Origin of the sequence: Caballeronia fortuita, assembly GCF_001544835.2 — a bacterium.
Lineage (GTDB): Bacteria > Pseudomonadota > Gammaproteobacteria > Burkholderiales > Burkholderiaceae > Caballeronia > Caballeronia fortuita.
On record NZ_FCNX02000001.1, the window covers coordinates 198095 to 223417 of the forward strand.

General features: G+C 63.5%; 24 protein-coding genes. 7 read left to right on the forward strand and 17 right to left on the reverse strand.

Annotated elements, in window-relative coordinates; all coding sequences use genetic code 11:
• Positions 1–3: 3 nt before the first annotated feature.
• A complete protein-coding gene (locus AWB77_RS00930) occupies positions 4–1545 on the reverse strand; it encodes an efflux transporter outer membrane subunit (protein WP_061133101.1) in 1542 nt (513 codons plus the stop codon).
• 186 nt (positions 1546–1731) lie between these two features.
• Positions 1732–1956 carry a hypothetical protein gene (locus AWB77_RS00935; RefSeq protein ID WP_244158376.1) on the reverse strand — a complete coding sequence of 75 codons (225 nt, stop codon included), beginning with the start codon at positions 1954–1956 and terminating at the stop codon, positions 1732–1734.
• 259 nt (positions 1957–2215) lie between these two features.
• Here AWB77_RS00935 and AWB77_RS00940 point away from each other — a divergent pair, with 259 nt between their 5' ends.
• Both AWB77_RS00940 and AWB77_RS00945 read left to right on the forward strand, forming a co-directional pair.
• A complete protein-coding gene (locus AWB77_RS00940) occupies positions 2216–2710 on the forward strand; it encodes a MarR family winged helix-turn-helix transcriptional regulator (protein WP_061132527.1) in 495 nt (164 codons plus the stop codon).
• Positions 2711–2828: 118 nt separating this feature from the next.
• Positions 2829–4391, forward strand: a complete 1563-nt coding sequence (locus AWB77_RS00945; protein ID WP_061132528.1) for a DHA2 family efflux MFS transporter permease subunit — start codon at positions 2829–2831, stop codon at positions 4389–4391.
• 1 nt (position 4392) lies between these two features.
• Here the strand turns inward: AWB77_RS00945 and AWB77_RS00950 are convergent, their stop codons facing one another.
• The 12 genes from AWB77_RS00950 to AWB77_RS01005 form a co-directional block, all read right to left on the reverse strand.
• Complete coding sequence (locus AWB77_RS00950; RefSeq protein ID WP_061132529.1) at positions 4393–4944, reverse strand: hypothetical protein; 552 nt, start codon at positions 4942–4944, stop codon at positions 4393–4395.
• Between the two features lie 141 nt (positions 4945–5085).
• Positions 5086–6705, reverse strand: coding sequence for a glutamate--cysteine ligase (gene gshA / locus AWB77_RS00955; protein ID WP_061132530.1), 1620 nt, complete (start codon positions 6703–6705; stop codon positions 5086–5088).
• A gap of 227 nt (positions 6706–6932) precedes the next feature.
• Positions 6933–8015, reverse strand: a complete 1083-nt coding sequence (gene ada, locus AWB77_RS00960) for a bifunctional DNA-binding transcriptional regulator/O6-methylguanine-DNA methyltransferase Ada (protein WP_061132531.1) — start codon at positions 8013–8015, stop codon at positions 6933–6935.
• 311 nt (positions 8016–8326) lie between these two features.
• Entirely contained in the window at positions 8327–9676 is a 1350-nt protein-coding gene (gene hslU / locus AWB77_RS00965; protein WP_061132532.1) for an ATP-dependent protease ATPase subunit HslU, read from the reverse strand.
• Between the two features lie 12 nt (positions 9677–9688).
• Positions 9689–10225: an ATP-dependent protease subunit HslV gene (hslV, locus tag AWB77_RS00970; RefSeq protein ID WP_014192734.1), complete on the reverse strand. Its 537-nt coding sequence runs from the start codon at positions 10223–10225 to the stop codon at positions 9689–9691.
• Between the two features lie 369 nt (positions 10226–10594).
• On the reverse strand, positions 10595–11011 hold the full coding sequence (gene dksA, locus AWB77_RS00975; protein ID WP_008352366.1) for an RNA polymerase-binding protein DksA: 417 nt from the start codon (positions 11009–11011) through the stop codon (positions 10595–10597).
• 562 nt (positions 11012–11573) lie between these two features.
• Positions 11574–12647 carry a CobW family GTP-binding protein gene (locus tag AWB77_RS00980; protein ID WP_061132533.1) on the reverse strand — a complete coding sequence of 358 codons (1074 nt, stop codon included), beginning with the start codon at positions 12645–12647 and terminating at the stop codon, positions 11574–11576.
• A 110-nt stretch (positions 12648–12757) separates the two neighbouring features.
• Positions 12758–13957, reverse strand: coding sequence for a class I SAM-dependent rRNA methyltransferase (locus tag AWB77_RS00985; protein WP_061132534.1), 1200 nt, complete (start codon positions 13955–13957; stop codon positions 12758–12760).
• A gap of 36 nt (positions 13958–13993) precedes the next feature.
• Positions 13994–14908, reverse strand: coding sequence for a tyrosine recombinase XerC (xerC, locus tag AWB77_RS00990; RefSeq protein WP_061132535.1), 915 nt, complete (start codon positions 14906–14908; stop codon positions 13994–13996).
• Positions 14909–14910: 2 nt separating this feature from the next.
• Complete coding sequence (locus AWB77_RS00995; RefSeq protein WP_061132536.1) at positions 14911–15630, reverse strand: DUF484 family protein; 720 nt, start codon at positions 15628–15630, stop codon at positions 14911–14913.
• A gap of 15 nt (positions 15631–15645) precedes the next feature.
• A complete protein-coding gene (gene dapF, locus AWB77_RS01000) occupies positions 15646–16518 on the reverse strand; it encodes a diaminopimelate epimerase (protein WP_061132537.1) in 873 nt (290 codons plus the stop codon).
• A 54-nt stretch (positions 16519–16572) separates the two neighbouring features.
• Positions 16573–17457, reverse strand: coding sequence for a lipid A biosynthesis lauroyl acyltransferase (locus tag AWB77_RS01005; RefSeq protein ID WP_061132538.1), 885 nt, complete (start codon positions 17455–17457; stop codon positions 16573–16575).
• A gap of 253 nt (positions 17458–17710) precedes the next feature.
• Between AWB77_RS01005 and metK the strand changes: the two genes are divergently transcribed.
• Positions 17711–18898 carry a methionine adenosyltransferase gene (gene metK / locus AWB77_RS01010; protein ID WP_061132539.1) on the forward strand — a complete coding sequence of 396 codons (1188 nt, stop codon included), beginning with the start codon at positions 17711–17713 and terminating at the stop codon, positions 18896–18898.
• A 124-nt stretch (positions 18899–19022) separates the two neighbouring features.
• Positions 19023–20138 carry an alkene reductase gene (locus AWB77_RS01015; protein ID WP_061132540.1) on the forward strand — a complete coding sequence of 372 codons (1116 nt, stop codon included), beginning with the start codon at positions 19023–19025 and terminating at the stop codon, positions 20136–20138.
• 5 nt (positions 20139–20143) lie between these two features.
• Here the strand turns inward: AWB77_RS01015 and AWB77_RS01020 are convergent, their stop codons facing one another.
• Positions 20144–20494 carry a hypothetical protein gene (locus AWB77_RS01020; RefSeq protein ID WP_208601479.1) on the reverse strand — a complete coding sequence of 117 codons (351 nt, stop codon included), beginning with the start codon at positions 20492–20494 and terminating at the stop codon, positions 20144–20146.
• Positions 20495–20809: 315 nt separating this feature from the next.
• On the opposite strand from AWB77_RS01020, the gene AWB77_RS01030 reads away from it, so the two are divergent.
• Positions 20810–21586 (forward strand): phytanoyl-CoA dioxygenase family protein, encoded by a 777-nt coding sequence (locus AWB77_RS01030; RefSeq protein ID WP_061132542.1) that lies wholly within the window; start codon positions 20810–20812, stop codon positions 21584–21586.
• A 10-nt stretch (positions 21587–21596) separates the two neighbouring features.
• Here the strand turns inward: AWB77_RS01030 and AWB77_RS01035 are convergent, their stop codons facing one another.
• Together AWB77_RS01035 and AWB77_RS01040 are read right to left on the reverse strand one after the other, a co-directional pair.
• Positions 21597–21800: a DUF3185 family protein gene (locus tag AWB77_RS01035; RefSeq protein ID WP_061132543.1), complete on the reverse strand. Its 204-nt coding sequence runs from the start codon at positions 21798–21800 to the stop codon at positions 21597–21599.
• A 73-nt stretch (positions 21801–21873) separates the two neighbouring features.
• Positions 21874–22671 carry a mechanosensitive ion channel family protein gene (locus AWB77_RS01040; protein ID WP_061132544.1) on the reverse strand — a complete coding sequence of 266 codons (798 nt, stop codon included), beginning with the start codon at positions 22669–22671 and terminating at the stop codon, positions 21874–21876.
• Between the two features lie 235 nt (positions 22672–22906).
• Here AWB77_RS01040 and mgrA point away from each other — a divergent pair, with 235 nt between their 5' ends.
• Together mgrA and AWB77_RS01050 are read left to right on the forward strand one after the other, a co-directional pair.
• Positions 22907–23950, forward strand: coding sequence for an L-glyceraldehyde 3-phosphate reductase (mgrA, locus tag AWB77_RS01045; protein WP_061132545.1), 1044 nt, complete (start codon positions 22907–22909; stop codon positions 23948–23950).
• 492 nt (positions 23951–24442) lie between these two features.
• Positions 24443–25213 (forward strand): ferredoxin--NADP reductase, encoded by a 771-nt coding sequence (locus tag AWB77_RS01050; RefSeq protein ID WP_061132546.1) that lies wholly within the window; start codon positions 24443–24445, stop codon positions 25211–25213.
• The last annotated feature ends 110 nt before the right edge of the window (positions 25214–25323 follow it).

A 25323-nucleotide genomic window follows, 5' to 3' on the forward strand; every position in this document is an offset into this window, starting at 1 on the left:
CGATCAGCGGCTGGCGGTTTGCGCTGGACCCGATGCCGGCGCGGGCGCTTCCACCGCGCCCGTTTCGCGATCCATCTGCGCGACGTCCCAGCCGCCGCCGAGCGCCTTCACTAATCCCACCGACGACACCATGCGCTGTCCCGCAATGTTCGCGAGCTTTTGCTGCGCGGTGAAGGCGGTCGTCTGTGCGGTCAGCACGCTGATAAACGCGACGGTTCCCGCCTTGTACTGATTGTTGATGATCGCGAGCGCCTGCTGCGCCGACTCGACCGCCTGCTGCTGCACGACGATCTCCCGCTCCAGAATGCGCAGCGACGCGAGATTGTCTTCGACGTCCTGGAACGCGGTAAGCACCGTCTGCCGATAAGTCGCGACGTTCTGATCGTAGGTCGCGCGCGCGGCTTCCGTGCGTGCGGAGCGCAGGCCGCCGTCGAAAATGGTCGCGGCGATGTCCGGCCCGAGCGTCCAGAAACGCGACGGCGCGCGCAGCAGTTGCGACAGCACCGAGCTTTCGAAGCCGCCCTGCGCGGAGAGCGTGAGCGTGGGAAAGTACGCGGCCATTTCGATGCCGATCTGCTCGTTCGCCGCCGCCGCCTTCCGCTCCGCCGACGCGATATCGGGCCGGCGCTCGAGAATCGCGGACGGCATCTGCACGGGCACGGTCGGCGGCGTCGCGTCGAGCGGAATCGGTGGAATGGAGAACGTGGACGCCGGTTCGCCGACGAGCACGGCAATCGCGTGTTCGTACTGCGCGCGCGCGACGCCGTTATCGATGGCCGATGCCTGCGCGGACTGCAACTGCGTCTGCGCCTGAATCACGTCCGAACGCGCGACGATGCCCTGCGCGTACTGATTCTGTGTGAGCTTGAGCGATTGCTGATAGGCCGCGACGGTGTCGTCGAGCAGCCGCTGCTGCGCGTCGAGCGAGCGCAACTGGAAGTAGGTCTGCGCGAGCGTGGCCTGCGCGGACAGGCGCGCATTGGCGAGATCGGCGGCGGCGCCTTGCTGGCCGGCCTTCTGCGCGGTCACCGTGCGCGACACGCTGCCCCACAGGTCCGGCTCCCACGACGCGTCGAGCGACAGGCTGAACTGATTGTTCACCGAACCTTGCTGGCCGAAGCTGGAGCTGTTCGTCGACCGGTTGCCCGCGCCGGTTCCCGAGCGCGAACCGGACGCCGATGCGCCGATTGTCGGGAAATACGCGGCCCGCGCCTCGCTGACAAGCGCGCGCGCCTGCCGATACGCCGCTGCGTACTGCGCGATGGTCTGGTTCGACTGATTCACGCGCGCTTCGAGATCGTTGAGGCGCTCGTCGTTATAGACGGTCCACCACGTGCCGCGATCGGTCTGATCGGCGGGCTGCGCGACCTTCCAGCCTTCGGGCGCTTCCTTGTAGCTGGCCGGGACTGTCGTCGTCGGGCGCTGGTAATCGGGGCCGACCGCACAGCCGGCGATGAACATCGCGAGCGAGGCGGCGAGCGCCGCCGTGGTCAGGCGCGTGACGGCGGGAGCGGAAGGCACGGGAAGAGCGGGGCGAAACGGCATCTGCTTGTCGGAATTCCTGTCGGCGCCGCGCCGTCCGAATGATGGACGCGGCAAGCCGAAATGGTAACGGAACGCGGCGGGCGCTGGTCGTGCGCGCGCGTCAGGCAGACGTTAGCGTAACGGGTTCGCCGTAAGGCGGGTGTTACGCGGCGGGCGGAATCGGTTACGACGCGTTACGGTGCGGACTCATCGGCCGCTGTTGGGGCACGGCGAACACGGCGAGGCAAGCAGCGCGCGCGCCGGCGTTTCCGCGCGCGCGGTGGCCGCCTTGCGCCGATTGCGGTTCTCGAACCATCCCATGCCCAGCACCACGAACGATCCGCCCGGCAGCAGGAACACGATCAGATACAACGCGAGTTTCCACGACGTCAGCTTCGGCGGGACGAAATGACGGGAAGCGTTGGCGATCATGCTGCTGATAGGGCCGAAGCGTCGGCGAGCGGTGCGAACAAAGCGGGTCATCGGAAGGTCTCTCGGGGCGTCGAAAAAACGACGGCTGGCGGTCAGAACATAGTCTCGGGCGGCGCAATGAGCGCATAACTCGTTGCATAGAATAATATTGACTGTGCAACTACTTTTCAAGATACTGCTGATTGCTTTTTCGCAATTGTTGCCTGAACGAAACGCGACGCAGTGTCGCGGTTCACTTTAGCCGTCTGGTCGATGTCGCATGAACAGCGAACCGCTTTACGATCCCGCCACGATTCAGCTCGAAACGAGCCTTGGCTATTACCTCGCGAAGGCGCGCAACGTTCTGATCCTGCGAACCGATCAGGCGTTGAAGCCGCTCGATCTCACGTCGCCGCAAATCGGCGTGATCTTGCTGCTCGCGTCGGGACGCGCGCGCACGCCGCTGGAACTGTCGCGGGAGATGTCGTACGACAGCGGCTCGATGACACGCATGCTCGACAGGCTCGAGAAAAAAGGCTTTGTCGTCCGCGCGCGTAGCGAGGTGGACCGGCGCATCGTCGAACTGAGCTTGTCAGAACGTGGGCGCGACGCGGCGGCGCGTTTGCCGGCAATCGGCGCGGCCGTGCTCAACGAGCAATTGCGCGGTTTCAGCCGCGCGGAGTTGGACTCGCTGATCGCGATGCTCGCGCGCATCGTGGGCAATGCGCCGACGGGCGATTGCGCGCCCTGTTCGCTCGACGACGACCTATCCTGATTCATCCAACAAATTTCATTTTTTGCGCAGATTTCACTGTCTGAGCAGAGAATGACTCGACAAGAAATAGCTTGCGCGCGATGCATGTTTCGTACGGCCCGCGCGCCGGAGGATATCGATGTCCACATCCGCCACCGCAACGCCCGCAACGCCCGCCGCGCCCGCGCCGCTCGCGGGCGGCATCCTCGCCCTGCTGACGATGGGCCTCGCGCTCGGCACCTTCATGGAAGTGCTCGACACGTCGATCGCGAACGTCGCGGTGCCGACCATTTCCGGCAGTCTCGGTGTCGCGACGAGCGAAGGCACGTGGGTCATCTCGTCGTATTCGGTCGCATCGGCGATCGCGGTGCCGCTGACCGGCTGGCTCGCGCGGCGCGTCGGCGAAGTGAAGCTCTTCACGATCTCCGTGCTGCTGTTTTCGATTGCATCCGCGCTGTGCGGGCTGGCTCACAACTTCGAATCGCTGATCGCGTTCCGGCTGCTTCAGGGGCTCGTTTCCGGCCCGATGGTCCCGCTGTCGCAAACCATCCTCATGCGCAGCTATCCGCCGGAAAAACGCGGCCTCGCGCTCGGCCTCTGGGCGATGACCGTGATCGTCGCGCCGATCTTCGGCCCGGTGATGGGCGGCTATATCACCGATAACTTCACCTGGCCGTGGATCTTCTACATCAACGTGCCGATCGGCGTGTTTTCGGCGGCGATCGCGTACTTTCTGTTGCGTGGACACGAGACGAAGACGACGCAGCAGCGCATCGACGGCGTCGGGCTCGCGCTGCTCGTGATCGGCGTCGCGAGCCTGCAGATGATGCTCGACCTCGGCAAGGACCGCGACTGGTTCAGCTCGAACTTCATCGTGACGCTGGCGATCGTGTCGGCGGTGTCGCTCGCGTTCATGTTCGCGTGGGAGCTGACGGAGAAGGAACCGGTCATCGACCTGTCGCTGTTTCGCGACCGTAACTTCGCGATGGGCGTCATGATCACGTCGCTCGGCTTTCTCGCGTTCTTCGGCTCGGTCGTCGTGCTGCCGCTCTGGCTGCAAACCGTGCTCGGCTACACGCCGTGGCTCGCGGGCCTCGCGACCGCGCCGGTCGGGATCCTCGCGCTCGTGCTGTCGCCGATCATCGGGCAGAACATGCATCGCCTCAATCTGCGCGTGGTCGCGAGCTTCGCGTTCCTCACGTTCGCGTTCGTGTCGCACTGGAACTCGACCTTCACGCTCGATACGCCGTTCCACCAGATCATCTATCCGCGGCTGATTCAGGGCATCGGCGTCGCGTGCTTTTTCGTGCCGATGACGACGATCACGCTATCCAGCGTCTCCGACGACCGGCTCGCGGGCGCGGCGGGTCTGTCGAACTTTCTGCGCACGCTGTCGGGTGCGATCGGCACGGCGCTCAGCACGACGTTCTGGGAAAACGACATGATCCGCCATCACGCGCGGCTCACCGAATCGGTCACGCCGTATTCGGCGGGCACGAGCGCGTATTCGGATCTGCTTTCGGGACTCGGACTGTCGGGACAGGCGCTGACCGCGCAACTGGATCGCGTGGTCTCGGCGCAGGCGTACATGATGTCGACGAACGACTTCTTCCGTATTTCGTTCTACGCGTTCCTCGTGCTGGCCGCGATGGTCTGGCTGACGCGGCCGAAGAAAGGCGCGTCAGCCTCGATGGGCCATTGACCTATTGCGGCGTGAGCGGCGTGACCGACTGCCCCGGCTGATTTTCCAGATTCAGCGGAACCGGCTGATCCAGCGGGCTGACCTGCACGCCGCCTGGTGCGGGCGCGGGCGCGGCTTGCGTGGCTTGCGGCGTCTCGGTCTTGCGCAGGCCCGGTCCGTTCTTGATGAACTGCTTGAAATCCGCGCCCGCCTGCCAGGGATTCGGCTGGCAGCCGAGCGGGTTGTCGCAGTGCGCGGCGAAACCGATCGTCGCGGTGCCTTCGTTGGTCGGCGTCTTGGTGATCTGATAGGCGAGCGCACGCTTGCCGCTCGACGGTCCCGCCGTCTGGATGATCGAATCCGTGACGGTCTGCAGCTTGTATTCCGAGTGATTCGTGACCCAGACTTGCGCGCGGGCCCACCACGCGTCGCATTCCGGCTTGCTCATGCAGGTGAGCGGTTGCGTGGCCTGCTCCATCGTCGTGCTGCTGACCTGATCTTGCACCGCGCAGCCGCCCAATAGCCCGAGAGACGCAGCCCCCAGCCCGATCGCGCCGAAGAACTTCTTTTTCATTGCTCCCCCGATCGTCAAAAGTGGGCCATATTTTGACCCGTCAAATCGGATGACGTGATGACGCGTTTCCCTCTGTTGCATAAGCCGGTAAGCATTGCCGGTCCGTGCGGGCGCACGGGCGGAAAAAGCTGCCCGAAACCGTCACGCGTTCGCGGGATTCAGCTTGTAGACCTGATAAGCGGCAACGAAGGCGTCGAACGTTTCGGTGTCGCTGCTTTCGACGACGACCTGTTCCACCAGCGATTTCGCCGCAAGCTCGTCCATCATGCGCTCTTCATCGACGGAGAGCGGGCGCGCGCGAAAATCCTCCGCATGACGCGCGCTGAGGTCGAGCGCGAACTCGTCGAAGCTCTGCTGCTTGTCGCGCATCGTCTGGAGCACGCGCGCGGACGGCGTGAGCGATGCATCGGCGACGCGCGGCCGCAATGCTTCGAGCGCGCGCGTGTGATCGTTGCGGCCGTTGAGCGCATCGAGCGTCTTCGCGACGGGCGCGATGGCATCGAACAATTCTTCGGCCCACTGTTGCATCGGCACGCTTGCGCCCTCGCGTTGCAGTGTGAGGCCCGGCTTGCGGCCTTCTTTCGCGACTACGCTGAAGTTGCGGTTTGCTTCGATGCTCGCGCCAGGCGGCAAGAGCGGGCTGTCCTCGAGTGCGCAATAGAGCAGATAGGCATCGAGGAAGCGCGCGGTTTCGAGCGCGATGCCCACCGGTTCGAACGGATCGATGTCGAGACAGCGCACTTCGATGTACTGCACGCCGCGTTCGGCCAGCGCGTGCAGCGGACGTTCGCCCGAGTGCGTCACGCGCTTCGGACGGATCGTCGAGTAGAACTCGTTCTCGATCTGCAGCACGTTCGTGTTGATCTGCACCCATTCGCCGTCGCGCTGCGTGCCGATGGCTTCGTACGGCGCATACGGCTGACTCACCGCTCTGGCGAGCACGTCGAGATAGGCGTCGAGATTGTCGTAGCTCGGCAGCAGATCGGCCTGCGCGGGATTGTTCGTGTAGCCGAGGTCGCTCATGCGCAGGCTGGTCGCGTGCGGCAGATAGAACGTGTCGGCGTCGAACGTTTCGAGATGATGCGTCTTGCCTTCCACGAAGCGCGCATTCAAAGCGGGCGACGCGCCGAACAGATACATCAGCAGCCAGCTCGTGCGGCGGAAGTTGCGGATGAGCGCGAAATAGCGTTCGGACTGGAAGTCCTGCGCGGACAGCGCGTTCGCGTTGTCGAGCGCCTGCCACGCGCGCCAGACGTTTTCGTCGAGGGAATAGTTGTAGTGAATGCCCGCGATGCATTGCATCGTTCGGCCATAACGCAGCGCGAGCCCGCGGCGGTACACGGTCTTCAGCATGCCGATATTCGAGGTGCCGTAGTAGCCGAACGGAATCTCGTCCTCGGGCGGCAGCGAGTTCGGCATCGAGTTGTTCCACAACAGCTCGTCGCCCATGTGCGCGTAGGCAAAGCGATGCAACGCGTCGAGGCGATCGAGCGTGATCGACACATCGGATTCGGCGGGCGTGATGAGTTCGACGAGCGCCTCGGAGTAATCCGTCGTGATGAGCGGATGCGTGAGCGCGGAGCCGAACGAGCGCGGATGCGGCGTCATCGCCAGCTTGCCCAGCGGGGTCACGCGCAAGCTTTCTTTTTCGATGCCGCGCAAGCCTTGGCGCAACGCGTCGGCGTGCGGGCCGGACGCGAGCGCGGCAAGCCTGCGCTCGAAAGCGCCGGCCTTGGGGTGAGCGGGATTTTTGTTTGCCATTGAAGCGTTCTGCGAGGAGCGCGAGCGCGTGCGCCCGGTCGTATTTTTAGGGTAGCGGGCACTTTAACATCTCGGTGTAAGGCGTGCTTGAGCCCAGAGCCAGCAAGGGATTGCGGGTTTTTCGGGATTCGCTCGGAACGCTTTGCAATGTGCTTTGGAGCCGCTTCGGGCGGCTCGCGAAGAAATGGAAACGCTCGCGCGTCATGTCGACGGCGAGCGTTCCTGTCTCATGCGACCTTGTTGGTTTCGTTGCGCGCGCGTTCGGTTTCGAGCAAGGTCTCCTTGCGCGGCGTGCCCCAGCGATAACCCGCGATCGCGCCATCCTTGCCGATCACGCGATGACACGGAATCGCGAGCGCCACCGGATTCGACGCGCACGCGTTCGCCACCGCCCGCACCGCGCGCGGCGCGCCGAGCGCTTCGGCGATCTGCGTGTAGCTGCGCGTCTGTCCGTAGGGAATGCGTCGCAAGGCGTCCCACACGCGCCGTTGAAAGGCCGTCGCGCCGATGTCGAGCGGCAAGTCGAAACGCTCGCGCGTGCCTTGCAGATACGCACGGATTTGCGCGATGAACGGCTCCATCGTCGCGGCATCTTCGATGCGTTCGGCCTGCGCGAAATCGATGGCAAGTTGCTCGACGAGCGCGTCGGCATCTTCGCCGAACGTGATCGCGCAGACGCCCTTCGCGGTCGCGGCGACGAGCACCGTGCCGAGCGGCGTCGCGGCGCTCGCGTAACGCACGGTCAGCCCGGCGCCGCGGCGCTTGTACGCGGACGGCGTCATGCCCAGTTCCGCGGGCACCGCCTCGTACATGCGCGATGGCGAGCCGAAACCGGCGTCGTGCGTCGCGCTGGTGACATCGCGGCCGCGCTGCAACGCGTCGCGCAGCACGCCCGCACGCTGCGCCGCCTGATACTGACGCGGCGAAATGCCTACGATCCGCGAAAACAGGCGCTGCAGATGGAATGGACTGACGTGCACGGCCTCGCTCAGTTGCGCGAGCGTCATGCGCTGCTGCGGATCGGCGTCGAGCACCTTGCACGCGCGTTCGACGACCGCCAGCTCGCGCGGCAGGCTCGTCGGCTGACAGCGCTTGCATGCGCGATATCCGGCTTGCTCGGCGGCGTCGGTCGTCGGGAAGAACTCGACGTTTTCCCGGCGCGGCGCCCGCGACGCGCACGACGGCCGGCAGAACACGCCGGTCGTGCGCACGGCGAAGAAGAATGCGCCGTCGGCTTGCTGGTCGCGATCGACGACAGCTTGCCAGCGGTGTTCATCGGACGAAAAGACAGGGTTCGTTGCGGTTTTCATGACGACCTCGACGGCTCGTGGGTACGTGACCACTGTAGAGCCGCGCGAACGAGGTTACGCGCCGATTCTTGCTGTGTCATCGGAAGGCGAAATCGGAAGAGTGACGCGCAGATACCACACAGACACGCCATAGGGGTTTTTACCGAAATTTCTATTGCGTCGCATCAAGTGCCTGTGTATTATCGGAACTGTCTCCTCCATGTCTCCTCCTGATATGGATTCAGCCCGCCACACAGGCGGGCTTTTTTTCGTCCCTAGCAAGCGAAAAAACCGGGCGCGCGGCCCGGTTTTCCTCGACGTATCAGCCGCCCTTATAGCACGTAGCGCGACAGATCCTCGTCCTGCGCCACGTCGCCGAGCGCGCGGTCTACATAGGCCGCATCGATCCGCACCGGCTGTCCCGCGTGATTGCCCGCCGCGAACGACACTTCCTCCAGCAGCTTTTCAATGACGGTATAAAGCCGCCGCGCGCCGATGTTCTCCGTCTTCTCGTTCACCGAAAACGCGATTTCCGCGAGACGCCGGATGCCGTCCTCGGCGAAATCGAGTTCGACGTCTTCCGTCGCGAGGAGCGCCTTGTACTGCTTGACGAGACTCGCATCGGTGGCGTTCAGGATCGATTCGAAATCCCCGACGGACAGCGAATCCAGCTCGACGCGAATCGGGAAACGCCCTTGCAGCTCGGGAATCAGATCGCTCGGTTTGGCGAGATGGAACGCGCCGCTCGCGATGAACAGAATGTGATCGGTCTTGATCATCCCGTACTTCGTGTTGATCGTCGTGCCTTCGACGAGCGGCAGCAAATCGCGCTGCACGCCCGCGCGCGACACTTCGGCGCCGCCCGCCTCGCTGCGCGACGCGATCTTGTCGATTTCGTCGAGAAACACGATGCCGTTCTGCTCGACGTTCTGCACCGCGCGGCTCTTGACCTCTTCGTCGTTGAGCATCTTGCTGGCTTCTTCGTCGGTAAGGAGCTTCAACGCTTCCTTGACCTTCACCTTGCGGCGCGTCTTCTTGCCGCCGCCGATGTTCGCGAACATCGAACGAATCTGCTCGGTCATGTCTTCCATGCCCGGCGGCCCCATGATGTCCATGCCGACTTGCGGCATTTCGACGTCGAGCTCGATTTCCTTGTCGTCCAGCGCGCCTTCGCGCAGGCGCTTGCGGAAGGTCTGGCGCGTGGCGTTGTCGCCGCCTTCGCTGTTCGACTCGATCGCGTTCGACGCGCTGAATCCGACCGGGCGCGCGCTCGGCAGAAGAATGTCGAGGATGCGGTCTTCGGCGCGGTCTTCCGCCTTCGTGCGAACCTTTTTCATCTCGGATTCGCGCGTCTGCTTCACGGAAATTTCGATCAGATCGCGCACGATGCTATCGACATCGCGGCCGACGTAGCCCACTTCGGTGAACTTGGTCGCTTCGATCTTGATGAACGGCGCGTCCGCGAGTTTGGCGAGACGCCGCGCGATCTCGGTCTTGCCGACACCCGTCGGCCCGATCATCAGAATGTTCTTCGGCGTGATTTCCTGACGCAGCGGCTCCGCGACCTGCTGACGTCGCCAGCGGTTGCGCAGCGCGACGGCAACCGCCTTCTTCGCGCGCCCTTGGCCGATGATGTGCTTGTCGAGTTCGGAGACGATTTCGGAGGGAGTCATGGTGGTCATCGCTAGGGTCCTTTATTCGATCGTCTCGATGACGCGATTGTGATTGGTGTAGATGCACATGTCGCCGGCGATGGTCAGCGCCTTCTCGACGATGTCGCGCGGCGCGAGATCCGTGTTCTCGATGAGCGCCTGCGCCGCGGCCTGCGCGTATGCGCCGCCCGAGCCGATGGCGGCGATGCCGTGCTCGGGATCGAGCACGTCGCCGTTGCCGGTGATGACGAGCGTCGTGTCTTTGTCGGCCGTGATGAGCATGGCTTCGAGGCGGCGCAGCATGCGGTCGGTGCGCCAGTCCTTCGCGAGTTCGACAGCGGCGCGCGTCAGATTGCCTTGATGTTTCTCGAGCTTTGCTTCGAAGCGGTCGAGCAGCGAGAACGCGTCGGCGGTGCCGCCGGCGAAGCCGACCAGCACCTTGCCGCCATAGATGCGGCGCACTTTCTTCGCGCCCCCTTTCATGACGATGTTGCCGAGCGTCACCTGACCATCGCCGCCCAGCGCGACCTTGCCGTCGCGGCGCACGGAGACGATGGTCGTGCCGTGAAATTGTTCCATGTGCGTTCCTTGTGAAAACAGAAGGACGCGGGGCGGCCGGTCGTTCGGCCTGAGCCGCCGCGCAGTCGAGAATTCGATGGAGTGCACGGCGCGGGGTTCCGTCGGGTGCAAGCTCCCGGGCGGACGGCGCCGCGCTCGCGCCCGCCGCGATGAAACGTTTTGCGGGGCGCGTCGAGTTCATTTTAGGGCGGCGGGGAATTTATCAAGGCGTGCGACAGCGGCGGCCGCCGCTTTTACGCGCCGGAAAGCAAAAAAGGCATCCCGTCGATGGATGCCTTTTTGCTGATGCGACTGCCGATGCCCAACTTTTCGCGGCGGCGTGTCCCCCGTGGCGGGCGGTCCCGCGACGATCGCCGGCCGGCAACGATTTCAGTCGCCGAACAGTTTCTGACGCAGTTCGCGGCGTTCCTGAGCTTCGAGCGAGAGCGTGGCCGTCGGACGCGCGAGCAGGCGCGGAATGCCGATCGGCTCGCCGGTCTCTTCGCACCAGCCGTAATCGCCGGACTCGATGCGCGCGAGGGATTGCTGCACCTTCTTCAGAAGCTTGCGCTCGCGGTCGCGCGTACGCAGTTCCAGTGCATGTTCTTCCTCGATGGTCGCGCGGTCCGCCGGATCCGGCACGATCACCGTTTCCCGCAGATTCTCGGTTGTCTGGCCGGCATTCTTCAGAATGTCCGCTTGCAACTGTTCGAGCCGGTTCTTGAAGAAGGCGAGCTGATCCTCGTTCATGTAGTCCTTCTCGCTCATCTTCAGGATTTCGGCTTCGGTCAAGAGTTTCGTTGTCATCTGCTTGCTTCTTCAATGTAAGGCGATGTCTTCGCAACGCCCGCACTTGCGTTGCCCGCATGCAGCGCATCGGCACGCATGGTCTGCGCGACGCGTCGATGCGGGGCCGAACTCCTCTGGAAACCGATATTGGATGATGCTCCGAAAGGCCGGGCGCATTCACATGGCCCAGGATTTCCGGCCCCGGTGCTTTGACTTGATTTGCCTTCCCCCGGCAAATCGAGGCATCGTCCCGACGGGACATCCCTTCTCCTAACGTCCGCTGGCCGTGCGTCCGGGACGCGCATTCAACGGAACTGCCCTTCTCCAGTGGGGCTGTATTGTAACTGAACCGCAATTTCCGGCTAAACCTACGGAAAACCCTGTCGAATTGCGCCGGAATTTCAAAAATATAACGCCTGGACGTGCAAAAAGCGATGTCGGTTCGTGGGCGCGATTACATACGCGCATCGAAAGTCCGACATGAAAAACGCCGCGCGCGAGCCCTTCGCGGCGGCGTTTTGCATCAGCGCCCGTTTTCGCCCCGCGTGAATCGTCCCATCCAAGCGAGATGCATGCCGGATTACTTCACGAGGCAGGCGTCGAGGCCGTCGGTGATGAGATCCTTCGGCAGCTCGATACCGATGAACACCATCTTGCTGTTCTTCTTCTCGATCGGCATCCACTTGCCGGCGAGATCGCTGCCCATCATCTGATGCACGCCCTGGAACACGACCTTGCGATCGACGCCCTTCATATAGAGCACGCCCTTGTAGCGCAGCAGACGCTCGCCGTAGATCTGCAGAATGCCGCCGAGAAAATCTTCGAGGCGGTTGGGATCGAACGGCTTGTCGCTGCGGTACACGAACGATTTGATCTTGTCGTCGTGATGCGCATGATGGTGATGATGATGCCCGTGCTCGTGATCGTGGCTGTGATCGTGGCCGCACGTCGAATGATCGTGGTCGTGATCATGATCGTGCGCGTGGTCATGATCGTGCTCGTCTTCCGCGAGGAAGTCCGGATCGATCTCGAGCTTCGAATTGAGGTTGAAGCCGCGCAGATCGAAGATTTCCTTGATGTCGGCATCGCCGAAATTCACGACCTTGATCGCCGCGCGCGGATTCATGTGCAGCAGGCGATGCTTCAGCGCTTCGAGTTCATCGGCGGAAACGAGATCCGACTTGGTGATGAACAGGCGGTCCGCGAAACCGACCTGACGCTGCACGACTTCGTGCTGATCGAGCTGTGCGTTCGCGTGCTTCGCGTCGACGAGCGTGATGATCGCGTCGAGCAGGAATTCGTCGGCGACGGTGTTATCCATGAAGAACGTCTGCGCTACCGGACCCGGATTCGCGAGACCCGTGGTTTCGATCACGACGCGGTCGAAATCGAGCGTGCCCGCCTTCTTGCGGTTCGCGAGGTCTTCGAGCGCGCGCGCGAGGTCGCCGCGAATCGTGCAGCAGATGCAGCCGTTGCTCATCTGGATGATCTGCTCGTTCGTCTCCTGCACGAGGATTTCGTTGTCGATGTTCTCTTCGCCGAACTCGTTCTCGATCACGGCGATCTTCATGCCGTGCTTTTCGTTCAGGATGCGCTTGAGCAGCGTGGTTTTGCCGCTGCCCAGAAAGCCGGTGAGGATGGTTACGGGAATCATGGTGTCGCCTTTAAAGTTCGGGGAACGCGCTGAGTCGAATATTGGAACATATTTGCGCAGCCGACGCTTCGTGCGTCCTGGGCGCGCGGATCGCGCATAACTGGGGCCGGTCAGGCGATTTGCAACAGCAGCCCTTTCAGATACTCGCCTTCCGGAAACGCCGTCAGCAGCGGATGGTCGACGCCCGCGCCGAGACGCTTCAAGATGCGCGCATCGACGCGCGCGTCCGCCGCCGCGCCCGCGACGATCTTCTGAAAGAGGTCCGAATCGATCGCGCCGGAGCACGAATACGTGAACAGCAGGCCGCCCGGACGCAGCAACTTGAAGCCGCTCAGGTTGATGTCCTTGTATGCACGCGCGGCGCGGTCGACGGTTTCCTTCGATGGCGCGAACTTCGGCGGATCGAGCACGATCAGGTCGAAGCGCTGGCCTTCGTCGTAGAGGCGGCGCAGTGTCTTGAAGGCATCGGCGTCGAGCCATTCGGCTTTTTGCGCGTCGAAGCCATTCGCCGTCACGTTGGCGCGCGCGAGCGCGAGCGCTTCGCCGGACGAATCGACCGATACCACGCGCGTCGCGCCGCCTTTGAGCGCGGCGAGCGAGAAGCCGCCCGTGTAGCAGAAGCAGTTGAGCACTTCGCGGCCTTGCGCGTGCTGCGCGACGAGCACGCGGTTGTCGCGCTGATCGACGTAGAAGCCCGTCTTGTGGCCGTTGCGCACGTCGACGTGATAACGCACGCCGCACTCGTTTGCGATGAGCGTCTCGGGCGGCGCGTCGCCGGCGAGCACGCCGGTCGTCTGTTCGAGCCCTTCCTTCTGGCGGATCGACACGTCCGAGCGCTCGTAGACGTTCGGGCAGCCGGTCGCATCGACGAGCGCCTGCACGATGGCCTCTTTCCACGCTTCGACGCCCGTCGCCATGAACTGACAGACGAGTTGCGCGTGCTTGCCCTCGTCGGCGACGTAGTAATCGACGATGAGTCCCGGCAAGCCGTCCGCTTCGCCGAAGACGAGACGCGTGGCGCCGGTGTCCTTCACCATCTTCTGCCGATGCGCGACCGCGCGCTGCACGCGGCGCTTGAAGAACGCGTGATCGACCGGCTCGCTTTCGTCGAACGTCCAGACGCGGGCGCGAATCTGCGAGCTCGGGCTATACGACGCGCGCGCGAGAAAGCGGCCGTCCGCCGCGCGCACGACGACCGTCGCGCCGGGCGCGGGATTGCCGTCGATGCGCGCGATCGCATTCGCGTAAATCCAGGGATGGCGGCGAACGAGCGACTTGTCCTTCGCCGGTTTGAGCGTGATGGTGTTCATTGCAATCCGGAGGCGGCGCTCGAGGCGCTCGCGGAGTTAATCGCGCTTCTTCGCGCGCGGGTGCGCCGCATCGTAGACGCGGGCGAGATGCTGAAAATCGAGCGACGTATAAATCTGTGTGGCCGTGATGCTCGCGTGGCCGAGCAGTTCCTGCACCGCGCGCAGATCGCCGCTCGATTGCAGGACGTGCGTCGCGAAGGAATGCCGCAGCACGTGCGGATGCACGTTCGACGGAATGCCCGCCAGCAGCGCGAGCCGCTTCACGCGTTCGCGCACCACGCCCGGCGCCATGCGGTTGCCGCGCACGGAAAGAAAGAGCGCATGCGGCTCGTGCTTGACGAATTCGTCGCGCACGGCGATCCACGCGCGCAGAGCATCGATCGCTTTTCTGCCGACCGGCACCTTGCGTTCGCGCTTGCCTTTGCCTTGGACGTGAACTTCCGCGCTCTCGAGATCGAGCCAGCTAACCGACGATTCGGCATGCCGCACGTCGAGGGTCACGAGCTCCGCGAGCCGCAAGCCCGACGAGTAGAAGAGTTCGAGCATTGCGTGATCGCGCAACGCTTCCGTCGTGCCGGCTTGCGGCGCGTCCATGAGCTTCATGGCGTCATCGACGGAAAGCGCCTTCGGCAGCGTCTTCTCGCGCTTGGGTGCGCGCACGGTCGCGACGGGATTCGCGGGCATGTCGACGCGCTCGGCGAGCCATCGATAGAACGCGCGCCACGCCGACAGCCGATGCGCGATCGACCGCGACGACAGGCCGCCCGCGTGCGCGCGCACGACCGCGCCGCGAATGTCGGCGGCGGTCAGCGAGTCCAGCGGACGGTCCTTGGCGAGCGCGCGCAGTTCGCTCAGCTCGTGCGTGTAACCGCGCAGCGTGTGCTCGGACAGATGCCGCTGATGCTCCAGCATCGCGAGATATTCGGCGATCACTTCGGCGGCGGCGCGCATGTTCAGTGCGGCAGCAGGCGCGACAGCGCGGCGCTCGCGAGCGCGCCGATCTGCGTGAGGAAATCCGTCGCCATGCCGTCATGGAAGCGGCGCGGATCGGGCGAGCCCATCACCAGCAGACCGAAGCTCGGCGCGTCCGGGCCGGCTTGCGGATCACGCAGCGCGATGAGCGACACGGATTCGATCTTGCGGTCGACGTCCGACGGGCCGTCATCCGGCGCGACCGTCGCCGATGCCGAGTTCGCCACGCCCAGCCAATGCGCCGCCGCGAAGCCGGTATTCGCGCCGCAGTACGGCGCGGCGAGGTTGCTCGTGAAAATGCGGACTTCCTCGCCGACCTGACGCGCGAAATCGGCCTGGCGATACGCTTCGTCGATATCCCACACGCGCAGCGCGGCGTGCGGCACATCGAAGACTTCGCACAAACCTTTGCTGATGGTCGCAGGCAGCGCGTACGGATCGCGCTGCGCGATCACGCGCACCGTCCAGCGATTGAACTTGGTCGAAATGCTGTCGTTCTCGTGGCCGTAGCGCAGCAGTTCGGCGAGACGCCGTTCGAGCTGCTTGTTCTTGTCGCGCAGCATTTCCATCTGGCGTTCCTGCAACGACACGGCCGCCTTGCCGTGCGGATTCGAAAGCCGGATGGAGCCGAGCAGTTCCGCGTGCTCGACGAAGAAATCGGGATTGTCGAGCAGGTAGTCGGCGACTTCGCGTGGATTCATGGTGACGTGTATGCGTTAAACGATGCGATCGAGCTCGATTTCGCCTTCGAAAACCGTTGCGGCCGGGCCGGCCATGAAGAGCGCGGCGGCTTCGTTCTGCGCGCCGTCCCAGGAAATCGTGAGCGTGCCGCCGTGCGTCTCAACGCGCACGGGCGAATCGAGACGGCCGCGGCGGATGCCGGCGGCGACCGCCGCGCACGCGCCCGTGCCGCACGCGAGGGTTTCGCCCGCGCCGCGTTCGTAGACGCGCAGCTTCACCGAATGACGATCGACGATCTGCATGAAGCCCGCGTTGACGCGCTTCGGAAAGCGCGCGTGACGTTCGATGAGCGGGCCTTCGGACAGGACCGGATACGCCTCGACGTCGTCGACGATCTGCACTGCATGCGGATTTCCCATCGACACGACGGAGATCCAGCGAATTTCACCGCTCACGTCGAGCGGCCAGAGCGTGTCGTGGCCTTCGTTGCGGCCTTCGAGCGCGTGCGTGTCGAACGGCACTTGCGGCGGATCGAACACGGGCGTGCTCATGTCGACGACGACCTCGCCGTCTTCCTGCATCGTCAGCGTGATGATGCCGTTCTGCACCTGCACGCGCACCGTCGATGCGTCCGTCAGACGCCGGTCGCGCACGAACTTCACGAAGCAGCGCGCGCCGTTGCCGCAGTGTTCGACTTCGCCGCCATCGCAATTGAAGATGCGGTATTTGAAGTCGACACCGTCGATGGTCGGCTTTTCGACGAGCAGCAGTTGATCCGCGCCCACGCCGAAGTGACGGTTCGCCAGCGCGCGCACCTGATCGGCGGACAGATCGAGCGCCTGCGTGTAGCCGTCGAGCACGACGAAATCGTTGCCCGCGCCCTGCATTTTCGTGAATTTCAGTTTCATGGCCGCTATTGTATGTGAGCCGCGATGCCGCGCCGCTTCGAACTGCTCCTCGCGTCAATAGAAGCTCGGCTCGCCCGGCGGCCGCGTCTTGAAGCGCTTGTGCACCCAATAATATTGCTCCGGCATGTGCGGAATCTGCTCTTCCAGAAACGCGTTCATGCGGCGCGCGTCGGCTTCGTCGTCGCCGGTCGGGTAGTTGTCCCACGGCTTGAAAATCTTCAGCCGATAACCCTTGTAGTTCGGCAACACCTCGCCGATGAACGGCACGACCTGCGCCTTGCCCGTTTTCGCCAGGCGGCCGACGGCGGTGAGCGTGCACGTCGGGATGCCGAAGAACGGCACGAACGTCGAATTGCGCATGCCGTAGTCCATGTCCGCGCCGAGCATCACGGGCTTGCGGTCGCGCAGCCAGCGCAGCACGATGCGCGCGCTGTCGGCGCGGCTCGCCATGTCGGCGCCGAAGCGGGCGCGCTGCTTCTTCGCGAGTTCCTCGATCTGCGGATTCGAAAATGGCTGATACAGCGATCCGCACTGCCGATGCAGCGAATAGTTGAGGAAGATCGAGCCCGCCTCGATGCCGACGAAGTGAAAGCCGAGAAAGAGCGTGGGCGGCAGATCGGGATCGTCGAGATCGACCGCGCTATCCACTTGAATGAGCTTTTCGAGCTTCTTCGCCGAGCCGAACCATTGCACGCTGCGCTCCACGTAACTGCGGATCGCGTGCCGGAAATGCTTCTGGGCGATGTCCTCGCGCTTTTCTTTGGACCACTCGGGAAAACACAACTTCAGATTCGTATGGACAATGCGCTTGCGGCGGCTCGGAATCTGATAGAGCAGCCAGCCGAGAGCGTCGCCGAAACGCGCGGTGATGCCATACGGGATGAGCGCGAGGAATTTGAGAAAGCCGATGGCGAGCGCCACGCCGATGCGGCCTAGCATGACGAACTCCGGCGGGCGGACGAGTGGAGCGGGACCAGGTAAGCCAAAAGGGTCAATTCTGTGAAAACGAGGGAAGCCGGTATAATAGAACCTTCGCCGAGTTAATGGACAACTTGCGGGGCGAAGCAGGCCGAAGTCTTCTTATCTGAAAGAAGCCGGCGGTCTGGAAACATCCGCTAAAGCGTCGCCGCTTCAGACTCCAAAAGAAGACGGCTACGTGAACATCAACCGTACTCTTATTGGAGTCTGAAGCGTGTCGAACGACTACCTCTTTACTTCCGAATCCGTTTCCGAAGGCCACCCGGACAAGGTCGCCGATCAAGTCTCCGACGCCATCCTCGACGCCATCCTGTCGCAGGACAAATACTCGCGCGTCGCGGCGGAAACGCTGTGCAACACCGGTCTCGTCGTCCTCGCGGGCGAAATCACGACCACCGCCAACGTCGATTACATCCAGGTTGCGCGCGACACCATCAAGCGCATCGGCTACGACAACACCGACTTCGGCATCGACTATCGCGGCTGCGCGGTGCTCGTCGCATACGACAAGCAATCGCCGGACATCGCACAAGGCGTGAACAAGGCGCACGACGACAACCTCGACCAGGGCGCGGGCGACCAGGGCCTCATGTTCGGCTACGCGTGCGACGAAACGCCCGAACTGATGCCGCTGCCGATCCACCTTTCGCACCGCCTCGTCGAGCGTCAGGCGAACCTGCGCCGCGACGGCCGTCTGCCGTGGCTGCGTCCGGACGCGAAGTCGCAGGTCACCGTGCGTTACGTCGATGGCCGCGCGCATTCCATCGACACGGTCGTGCTGTCGACGCAACATTCGCCGGACATCGACCTGCCGCAACTGCGCGAAGCGGTGATCGAAGAAGTCATCAAGCCGACGCTGCCCAAGGAACTCATCAAGGGCGACATCAAGTTCCTGGTCAATCCGACGGGCCGTTTCGTCATCGGCGGCCCGCAGGGCGACTGCGGTCTGACGGGCCGCAAGATCATCGTCGATACGTACGGCGGCGCGGCTCCGCACGGCGGCGGCGCGTTCTCGGGCAAGGACCCGTCGAAGGTCGACCGCTCGGCGGCGTATGCCGGCCGTTATGTCGCGAAGAACATCGTCGCGGCCGGTCTCGCTTCGCGCGCGCTGATTCAGGTGTCGTATGCGATCGGCGTCGCACGCCCGACTTCGGTGATGGTCAACACGTTCGGCACGGGCCGCGTGTCGGACGCCGAAATCACGAAGCTCGTTCTCGAGCACTTCGATCTGCGTCCGAAGGGCATCATCCAGATGCTCGATCTGCTGCGCCCGATCTACGAAAAGACGGCAGCTTACGGCCATTTCGGCCGCGAAGAGCCCGAATTCTCGTGGGAAGCCACCGACAAGGCGCTCGCACTCGCGGAAGCCGCGGGCACGGAGCCGGTCGCAAGCGTGGCGTAACGCCATCGGCTGAAAAGGCAGGACAAGAACCGGCAGGCACACCGCCTGCCGGTTTTTTTTGTGCTTGCGCGGCGCGCTTCTTGCGACCGGATCGACGGCATAACCGATCATCAACGGAGCCGACATGCCGTACGACACGCTTCTTTCCCCCGTCAGCATTGGGAATCTGCAACTGCCGAATCGCGTCGTGATGGCGCCGCTCACGCGCAATCGCGCGTCGCAGCCCGGCGATGTTCCCAGCGAGATGAACGCGCACTATTACGCGCAGCGCGCGAGCGCGGGGCTCATCGTGACCGAGGCGACGCAGGTTTCGCGACAGGGCCAGGGTTATGTCGCGACGCCCGGCATCTATTCCGATCCGCAGGAGACTGGCTGGAAGGCCGTCGTCGGTGCGGTGCATGCGCGGCACGGGCGCATCGCGTCGCAGTTGTGGCATGTGGGGCGCGTGTCGCACCGGTCGATTCAGGAAGGCGGCGCGGCACCGGTCGCGCCCTCCGCGATCCGCGCGCGCGATACCCAGGTGTTCGTGAAACACGACGACGGCACCTACGGCATGACCGATGCCGACGAGCCGCGCGCGCTCGACATCGGCGAGCTGCCGGGTATCGTGCTGCAATTCGTCGATGCCGCGCATCGCGCCGAGCGCGCCGGTTTCGACATGGTCGAAGTGCACGCGGCCAATGGCTATCTGCTCCATCAGTTCATGGCGACGGGCACGAACCATCGCACGGACGACTACGGCGGCAGCATCGAGAATCGCGTGCGGTTCGTCATCGACGTGCTGGAGGCGGTCGCGGGCGTGCTCGGCGCGCATCGCGTGGGGATCCGCATATCGCCGAACTTCACGGGATTCGACTTGCACGACGATGAAGGCGAGGCGTCATCGCTCTATCTGGCGCGCGAGTTGAAGCGCATCGGCATCGCGTATCTGCACCTGGCGGAAGGCGACTGGGCCGGCGGCGCGCCGCTGCCGGAAGGCTATCGCCGCGCGCTGCGCGAGGCTTACGACGGCGCGATCATCGTCTGCGGCGAATACACGGCGGACGAAGCGAACGCGCGCATCGAATGCGGCGAAGCCGATGCCGTGGCGTTCGGCCGCGCGTACATCGCAAATCCAGATCTGGTCGAGCGCTTTAAGGCGGACGCGCCGCTCAACACGCCCGACGAGGCGACGTTCTACGGCGGCGGAGAAAAAGGCTATACCGACTATCCGACGCTCGACGAAGCCAGCGGCGGATGAACGGCTCAGCGCACCGCGAACGCGTACCAGCCGGCGCTGCTCGTCGATACGCGTCGCGGACGGCGGCTCGTCAGCGCGGCGGCCTTCGGCTTGGGCGTGGGCGCGCGCAATTGCATCGGACGGCGCAGCAGCGCCCGCAACGACACGCGACGCGAAGCCGCGCGAACGCGCAGATTGAAGAAGAAACCGCGAAACCACGACCGGATGCCGTCTACCGGATGCACGTTTTTCAGTTGCTCGGCGAGCAGTTGCGTGCGGGTGGAGTGATGACGCAGCGCGCGGATCATGCCGCGGCGCGCAGGACGCGCCGCCCGCGAGGCAACGCGCGTAAGTCCGATAGCGATTCGGTGGTTCATGTCAGCGGAGTTGGTCGATTCCGTGAAGGCAGACTCGACGATAGTCGTCTCAAAAATAGCGATCAACGATTCGATTCAACTGTCTTTAGCAAGTTGCACCGAATTGATGCGAATCAATGTACAGGACGCGTATTACCTCGATAAGTCCGCGTTTTCCCTGCTTTTTTATGAAGCGGCTGCTTATTAACGCCTTCTGAATCGTTGCCGCGCGGGCCTTCGGGCGCCGCCGGAATTACAATCGGCGTATTCGCCCCAATTCTGGATATAGCGCCGGCGGCATGAATAAGATCGAAAGCGCCGAAGCCACGAACTGAAATGTCTGATCAAAACCTGCTGAAATCGAAGAAGGAACAGGTTCACGAGCTGCGTCAAAAGGGCTACGTGATCGTTAAAGGACTGGTATCTAAGGAACGCCGCGACGCCATGCGCGAAGTCGCGCGCCAGCAGCTTGCCGAGGCCGCCGCGCCGGTTGAGTTCGAAGCGGACCTGAAATATCCCGGCGCGCCCGATTCGAAAGACGCGCCCGGCGGACACACCGTGCGACGCCTGCTCGACGCCTACGCGCGTCATCCGCTTTTCGCGGAATTCGCGACATCGCCGGAAGTGCGCGGCTGGATGGAGCTGTATTTCGGCGAAGCGCCGTATTTGTCGCGGGCGCATCACAACTGCATGATGACGAAGCACCCGGCATACGGCAGCCTGACGGGATGGCATCGCGACGTGCGCTATTGGGCGTTCGAGCGCGACGATCTCGTGTCCGCGTGGGTCGCGCTCGGAAATGAAACCGTGGAGAACGGCGCGCTGTGGTTCGTGCCGATGTCGCATACGCTGCCGTTCACGTCCGATCGTTTCGACGACGCGAAATTCTTCCGCTCCGATTTGCCCGAGAACGCCGCGCTGATCCGCACGGCGGTGTCGCCGGAACTGGAACCGGGCGATGTCGTGTTTTTCCACTGCAACACGCTGCATTCCGCGGGCAAGAATCTCACCGATCAGGTGAAATTCTCGCTCGTCTTCACGTATCGCGGCGCGAGCAATGCGGCGTTGCCGGGCACGCGTTCGGCGTCGAAACCGGAAGTGCCGCTCGTCTGACGTTAGCGTTTCAGCGTTTCGACGGAATCGCGAGGCCGATCAGCCCCGCGAGCGATGCGACGATCCCGCCCGCGATCAGCCAGATGGTCTTGTTCGTGGGCGACCCGGTGAAGAAGCGCGCGACGTCGTTGGAGAGCGAGTGAAACGCCTGGCCGCCGAAGTACAGCAGCACGACGCCGCCGACAAGCAGCGCAACGGAAATCGCTCGGGTCATAACGTGTTCTCGTATCTGAAAGGCGCGTCAGATTAGCGGTTTCGCGCGGGCGCGTCCACCGCGCTCATGCGGCTCACGCAGCCTGCGCCTGCTCGCGCGTGAACGGCTGAATCTTGCTCAGCAGATCGGCCATCACGTACTGATGATCGCTTCGGCTCGTCCACGCGCCGAGGTTGTATTTGACGCCGGTGTCCGTGTAATCCGTCACCGCGACCCACGGCGCCGACGGCCCATCCTGCACGATGCGCGCATCCTCGCTCATCAGCCTGCGCAATTCCGAAAGCACGTGATCGACCTTCAACCCGTGCTGCGCCTGGAAATTGATCACGACGCGACGGCGGTCGTTGGCGCTGTAGTTCGTGATCGCGTTCGCCCAGATGAGACTGTTCGGCACGAACATGATGATGCCGTCGGCTTTCGTGAGACGCGTCGTGAAGAGACCGATCTCGTTGACCGTGCCGGCCGTCGTTCCCACGCCTTCGATGTAATCGCCCACGCGAAACGGCCGCAGCAGCAGAAGCATCAGGCCGGCCGCGATATTTTGCAGCGTGCCCTGCAGCGCAAGACCGATGGCAAGGCCGGCCGCGCCGAGCACGGTCAGAATGCTGGCCGCGGCGATGCCGAACTTGCCGAGCGCCGCGACGATGGCGACCACGCGTATCGCCCACATCGCGAGACTGGCGAGCACGGGCGTGAGCGTCGCGTCGACGTTGGTGCGGCCGAGCGTGCGGCGCAGCGCGTTCGCGACGGCGTTCGAAATCCACCAGCCGACCGCGAGAATCAGAATGGCCAGCAAAATGTCGATGCCGTATGTCAAGGCGATGGCGCTGAATGAATCGTAAGCGGGACGAAGTCTGTCGATCGGGTCCATGAGTCGTGCTCCTCGGAAACGGAATCTGCATTGGTCCGACAACGCGTTCGATCGTTCCCCGTGCTGGCCAATCGGCCAGTGCCGGATAGCGGAACGGCATCGCAGGCCGTGCGCGCTTAGCCCCGATTGGCTTACCATTGACGCCCTTGGCAGGTTGCGTTCGCACGCGCGGCGCGCGGTACGCATTCTGTCCGTCCCAGTCCGTCCAATTCGCAAACCGCAGAGGAAATCCGTCATGGCCTACGAAGCAGCGTCCGAGCGTTATTCGCAGATGCAATACCGCACTTGCGGCAAGAGCGGCCTGAAGCTGCCCGCGTTGTCGCTGGGCTTGTGGCACAACTTCGGCGATAGCACGCCGATCTCCACGCAACGCGAAATTCTGCGCAGCGCGTTCGATCTTGGCATCACTCACTTCGATCTCGCCAACAACTACGGCCCGCCGTATGGCAGCGCCGAAACGAACTTTGGACGCATCTTCAAAGACGACTTCCGGCCCTATCGCGACGAATTGCTGATCTCGTCGAAAGCCGGCTGGGACATGTGGCCCGGTCCGTACGGCCAGGGCGGCGGCTCGCGTAAATACGTGCTCGCGAGCCTCGATCAGAGCCTGAAGCGCATGGGCCTCGATTACGTCGACATCTTCTATTCGCATCGTTTCGACGCCGACACGCCGCTCGAAGAAACCGCCGGCGCGCTCGCGACCGCGGTGCATTCGGGCAAGGCGCTCTACGTCGGCATCTCGTCGTATTCCGCGACGAAAACGCGCGAAATGGCCAAGCTGCTCGCGGAGCACAAGGTGCCGCTGCTGATCCATCAGCCGTCGTACAACATGCTCAATCGCTGGATCGAAGAGGAATTGCTCGACACGCTCGACGACATCGGCGCGGGCAGCATCGCCTTCACGCCGCTCGCGCAGGGCCTGTTGACGAGCAAGTACCTGAACGGCGTGCCGCAGGATGCGCGCGTGAACAAACCGGGCGGTGGCTCGCTCAAGCAGGAGCATTTGAGCGACGCCAACCTCGCGCACGTGCGCAAGCTCAACGAACTCGCGCAGAAGCGCGGTCAGAGCCTGGCGCAAATGGCGCTCGCGTGGGCGCTGCGCGGCGGCCGCGTGACCTCGGTGCTGATCGGCGCGAGCCGCGCGGAACAGGTCGCGGAAAACGTCGGCGCGCTGAAGAATCTGGAGTTCACGCAGGAAGAACTCGCGGAAATCGATCAGCACGCGCAGGAAGGCGGCATCAACCTGTGGGAAAAGCCTTCGACGGATCAGCGCATCTGACGCGCGCCCGAACCTGTCGCCGAAAGGGTATTTCGGGAAAGGCGCGGCATCCGTTGCTATCATGCGGGCTTGGCGGCTTTTCGGCAGCAAAGCGCGAAAATCGCCGACTCGCGACCGATTTCGCGCCAGTTTAATTGCCGATTTCGCTGCCCTTCCCGGCCCGCACGTTCGCCCACGAGGCGCGCGTGCGCGACGCTGCCGCACGGCGAGGCTCGGACCGCGAAACGACTATCGGGTTAAAATAGCCGATTGCGCCGGGCTGTCCTGTTTTTGCGCGATGTTCACGCGTGGCGCGGCGTGGAACGCTGTCATCGAATCGCGGGTTTCGGATCAATCGGCGACCATCACCATTCGATCGTCCTGCTCGGGCAGCGCAGCGCCCTCGTTGCGCCCTATTAGCGCGCTTTATTCGACGCCGGCCTGGCGTGGCATCGGCCGCGAGCGTCAGAGCGTCACCCGCTTTCGCACAGTTAGAGCACAGTTCAAGAAGCCATGAGCAACCTTAATTCTCAAACCGTTCTGAGCGTCCATCACTGGACCGACACGCTTTTCAGTTTTACCTGCACCCGCGACAGCTCGTTCCGCTTCGAGAACGGCCAATTCACGATGGTAGGGCTCGAAGTCGAGGGCAAGCCGCTCCTGCGCGCTTATAGCCTTGCGAGCGCGAACTACGAAGAGCATCTCGAATTTCTGAGCATCAAGGTTCCCGACGGCCCGCTCACCTCGCGCCTGCAACACCTGAAAGTGGGCGATTCCGTGCTGATCGGCAAAAAGCCGACGGGCACGCTCGTCGCCGACAATCTGCTGCCCGGCAAGACGCTGTGGCTGCTGTCCACCGGCACGGGTCTCGCGCCGTTCATGTCGATCATCAAGGACCCGGACGTCTACGACCGTTACGAGAAGATCGTGCTGACGCATACGTGCCGTTTCGTCGACGAACTCGCGTACAAGGACTTCATCACCGAGCATTTGCCGGCGCACGAGCATATCGGCGAAATCGTGTCGGAAAAGCTCGTGTATTACCCGACCGTCACGCGCGAAGAATTCGCTAACCGCGGCCGGATCACCGATCTGATCGAAACGAAGAAGCTGTTCGCGGATCTTTCGGTCGAGCCGTTCTCGGTTGAAAACGATCGCGTGATGCTCTGCGGCAGCCCGCACATGCTGCGCGACACGCGCGAACTGCTCGACGCGATGGGCTTCCAGGAAGGCAGCAACAACCATCCGGGCCACTACGTCGTGGAAAAGGCGTTCGTCGGCTGATCGATTGAGACGGCGCGTTCGCATAAATCGGAGCTTCGCGCTCCGGTTTTTTTTCGTCTGCGCGAGAAGGGGCGCGCGCAAGCCGCTGTTACAAATCGGATGGTAACGGT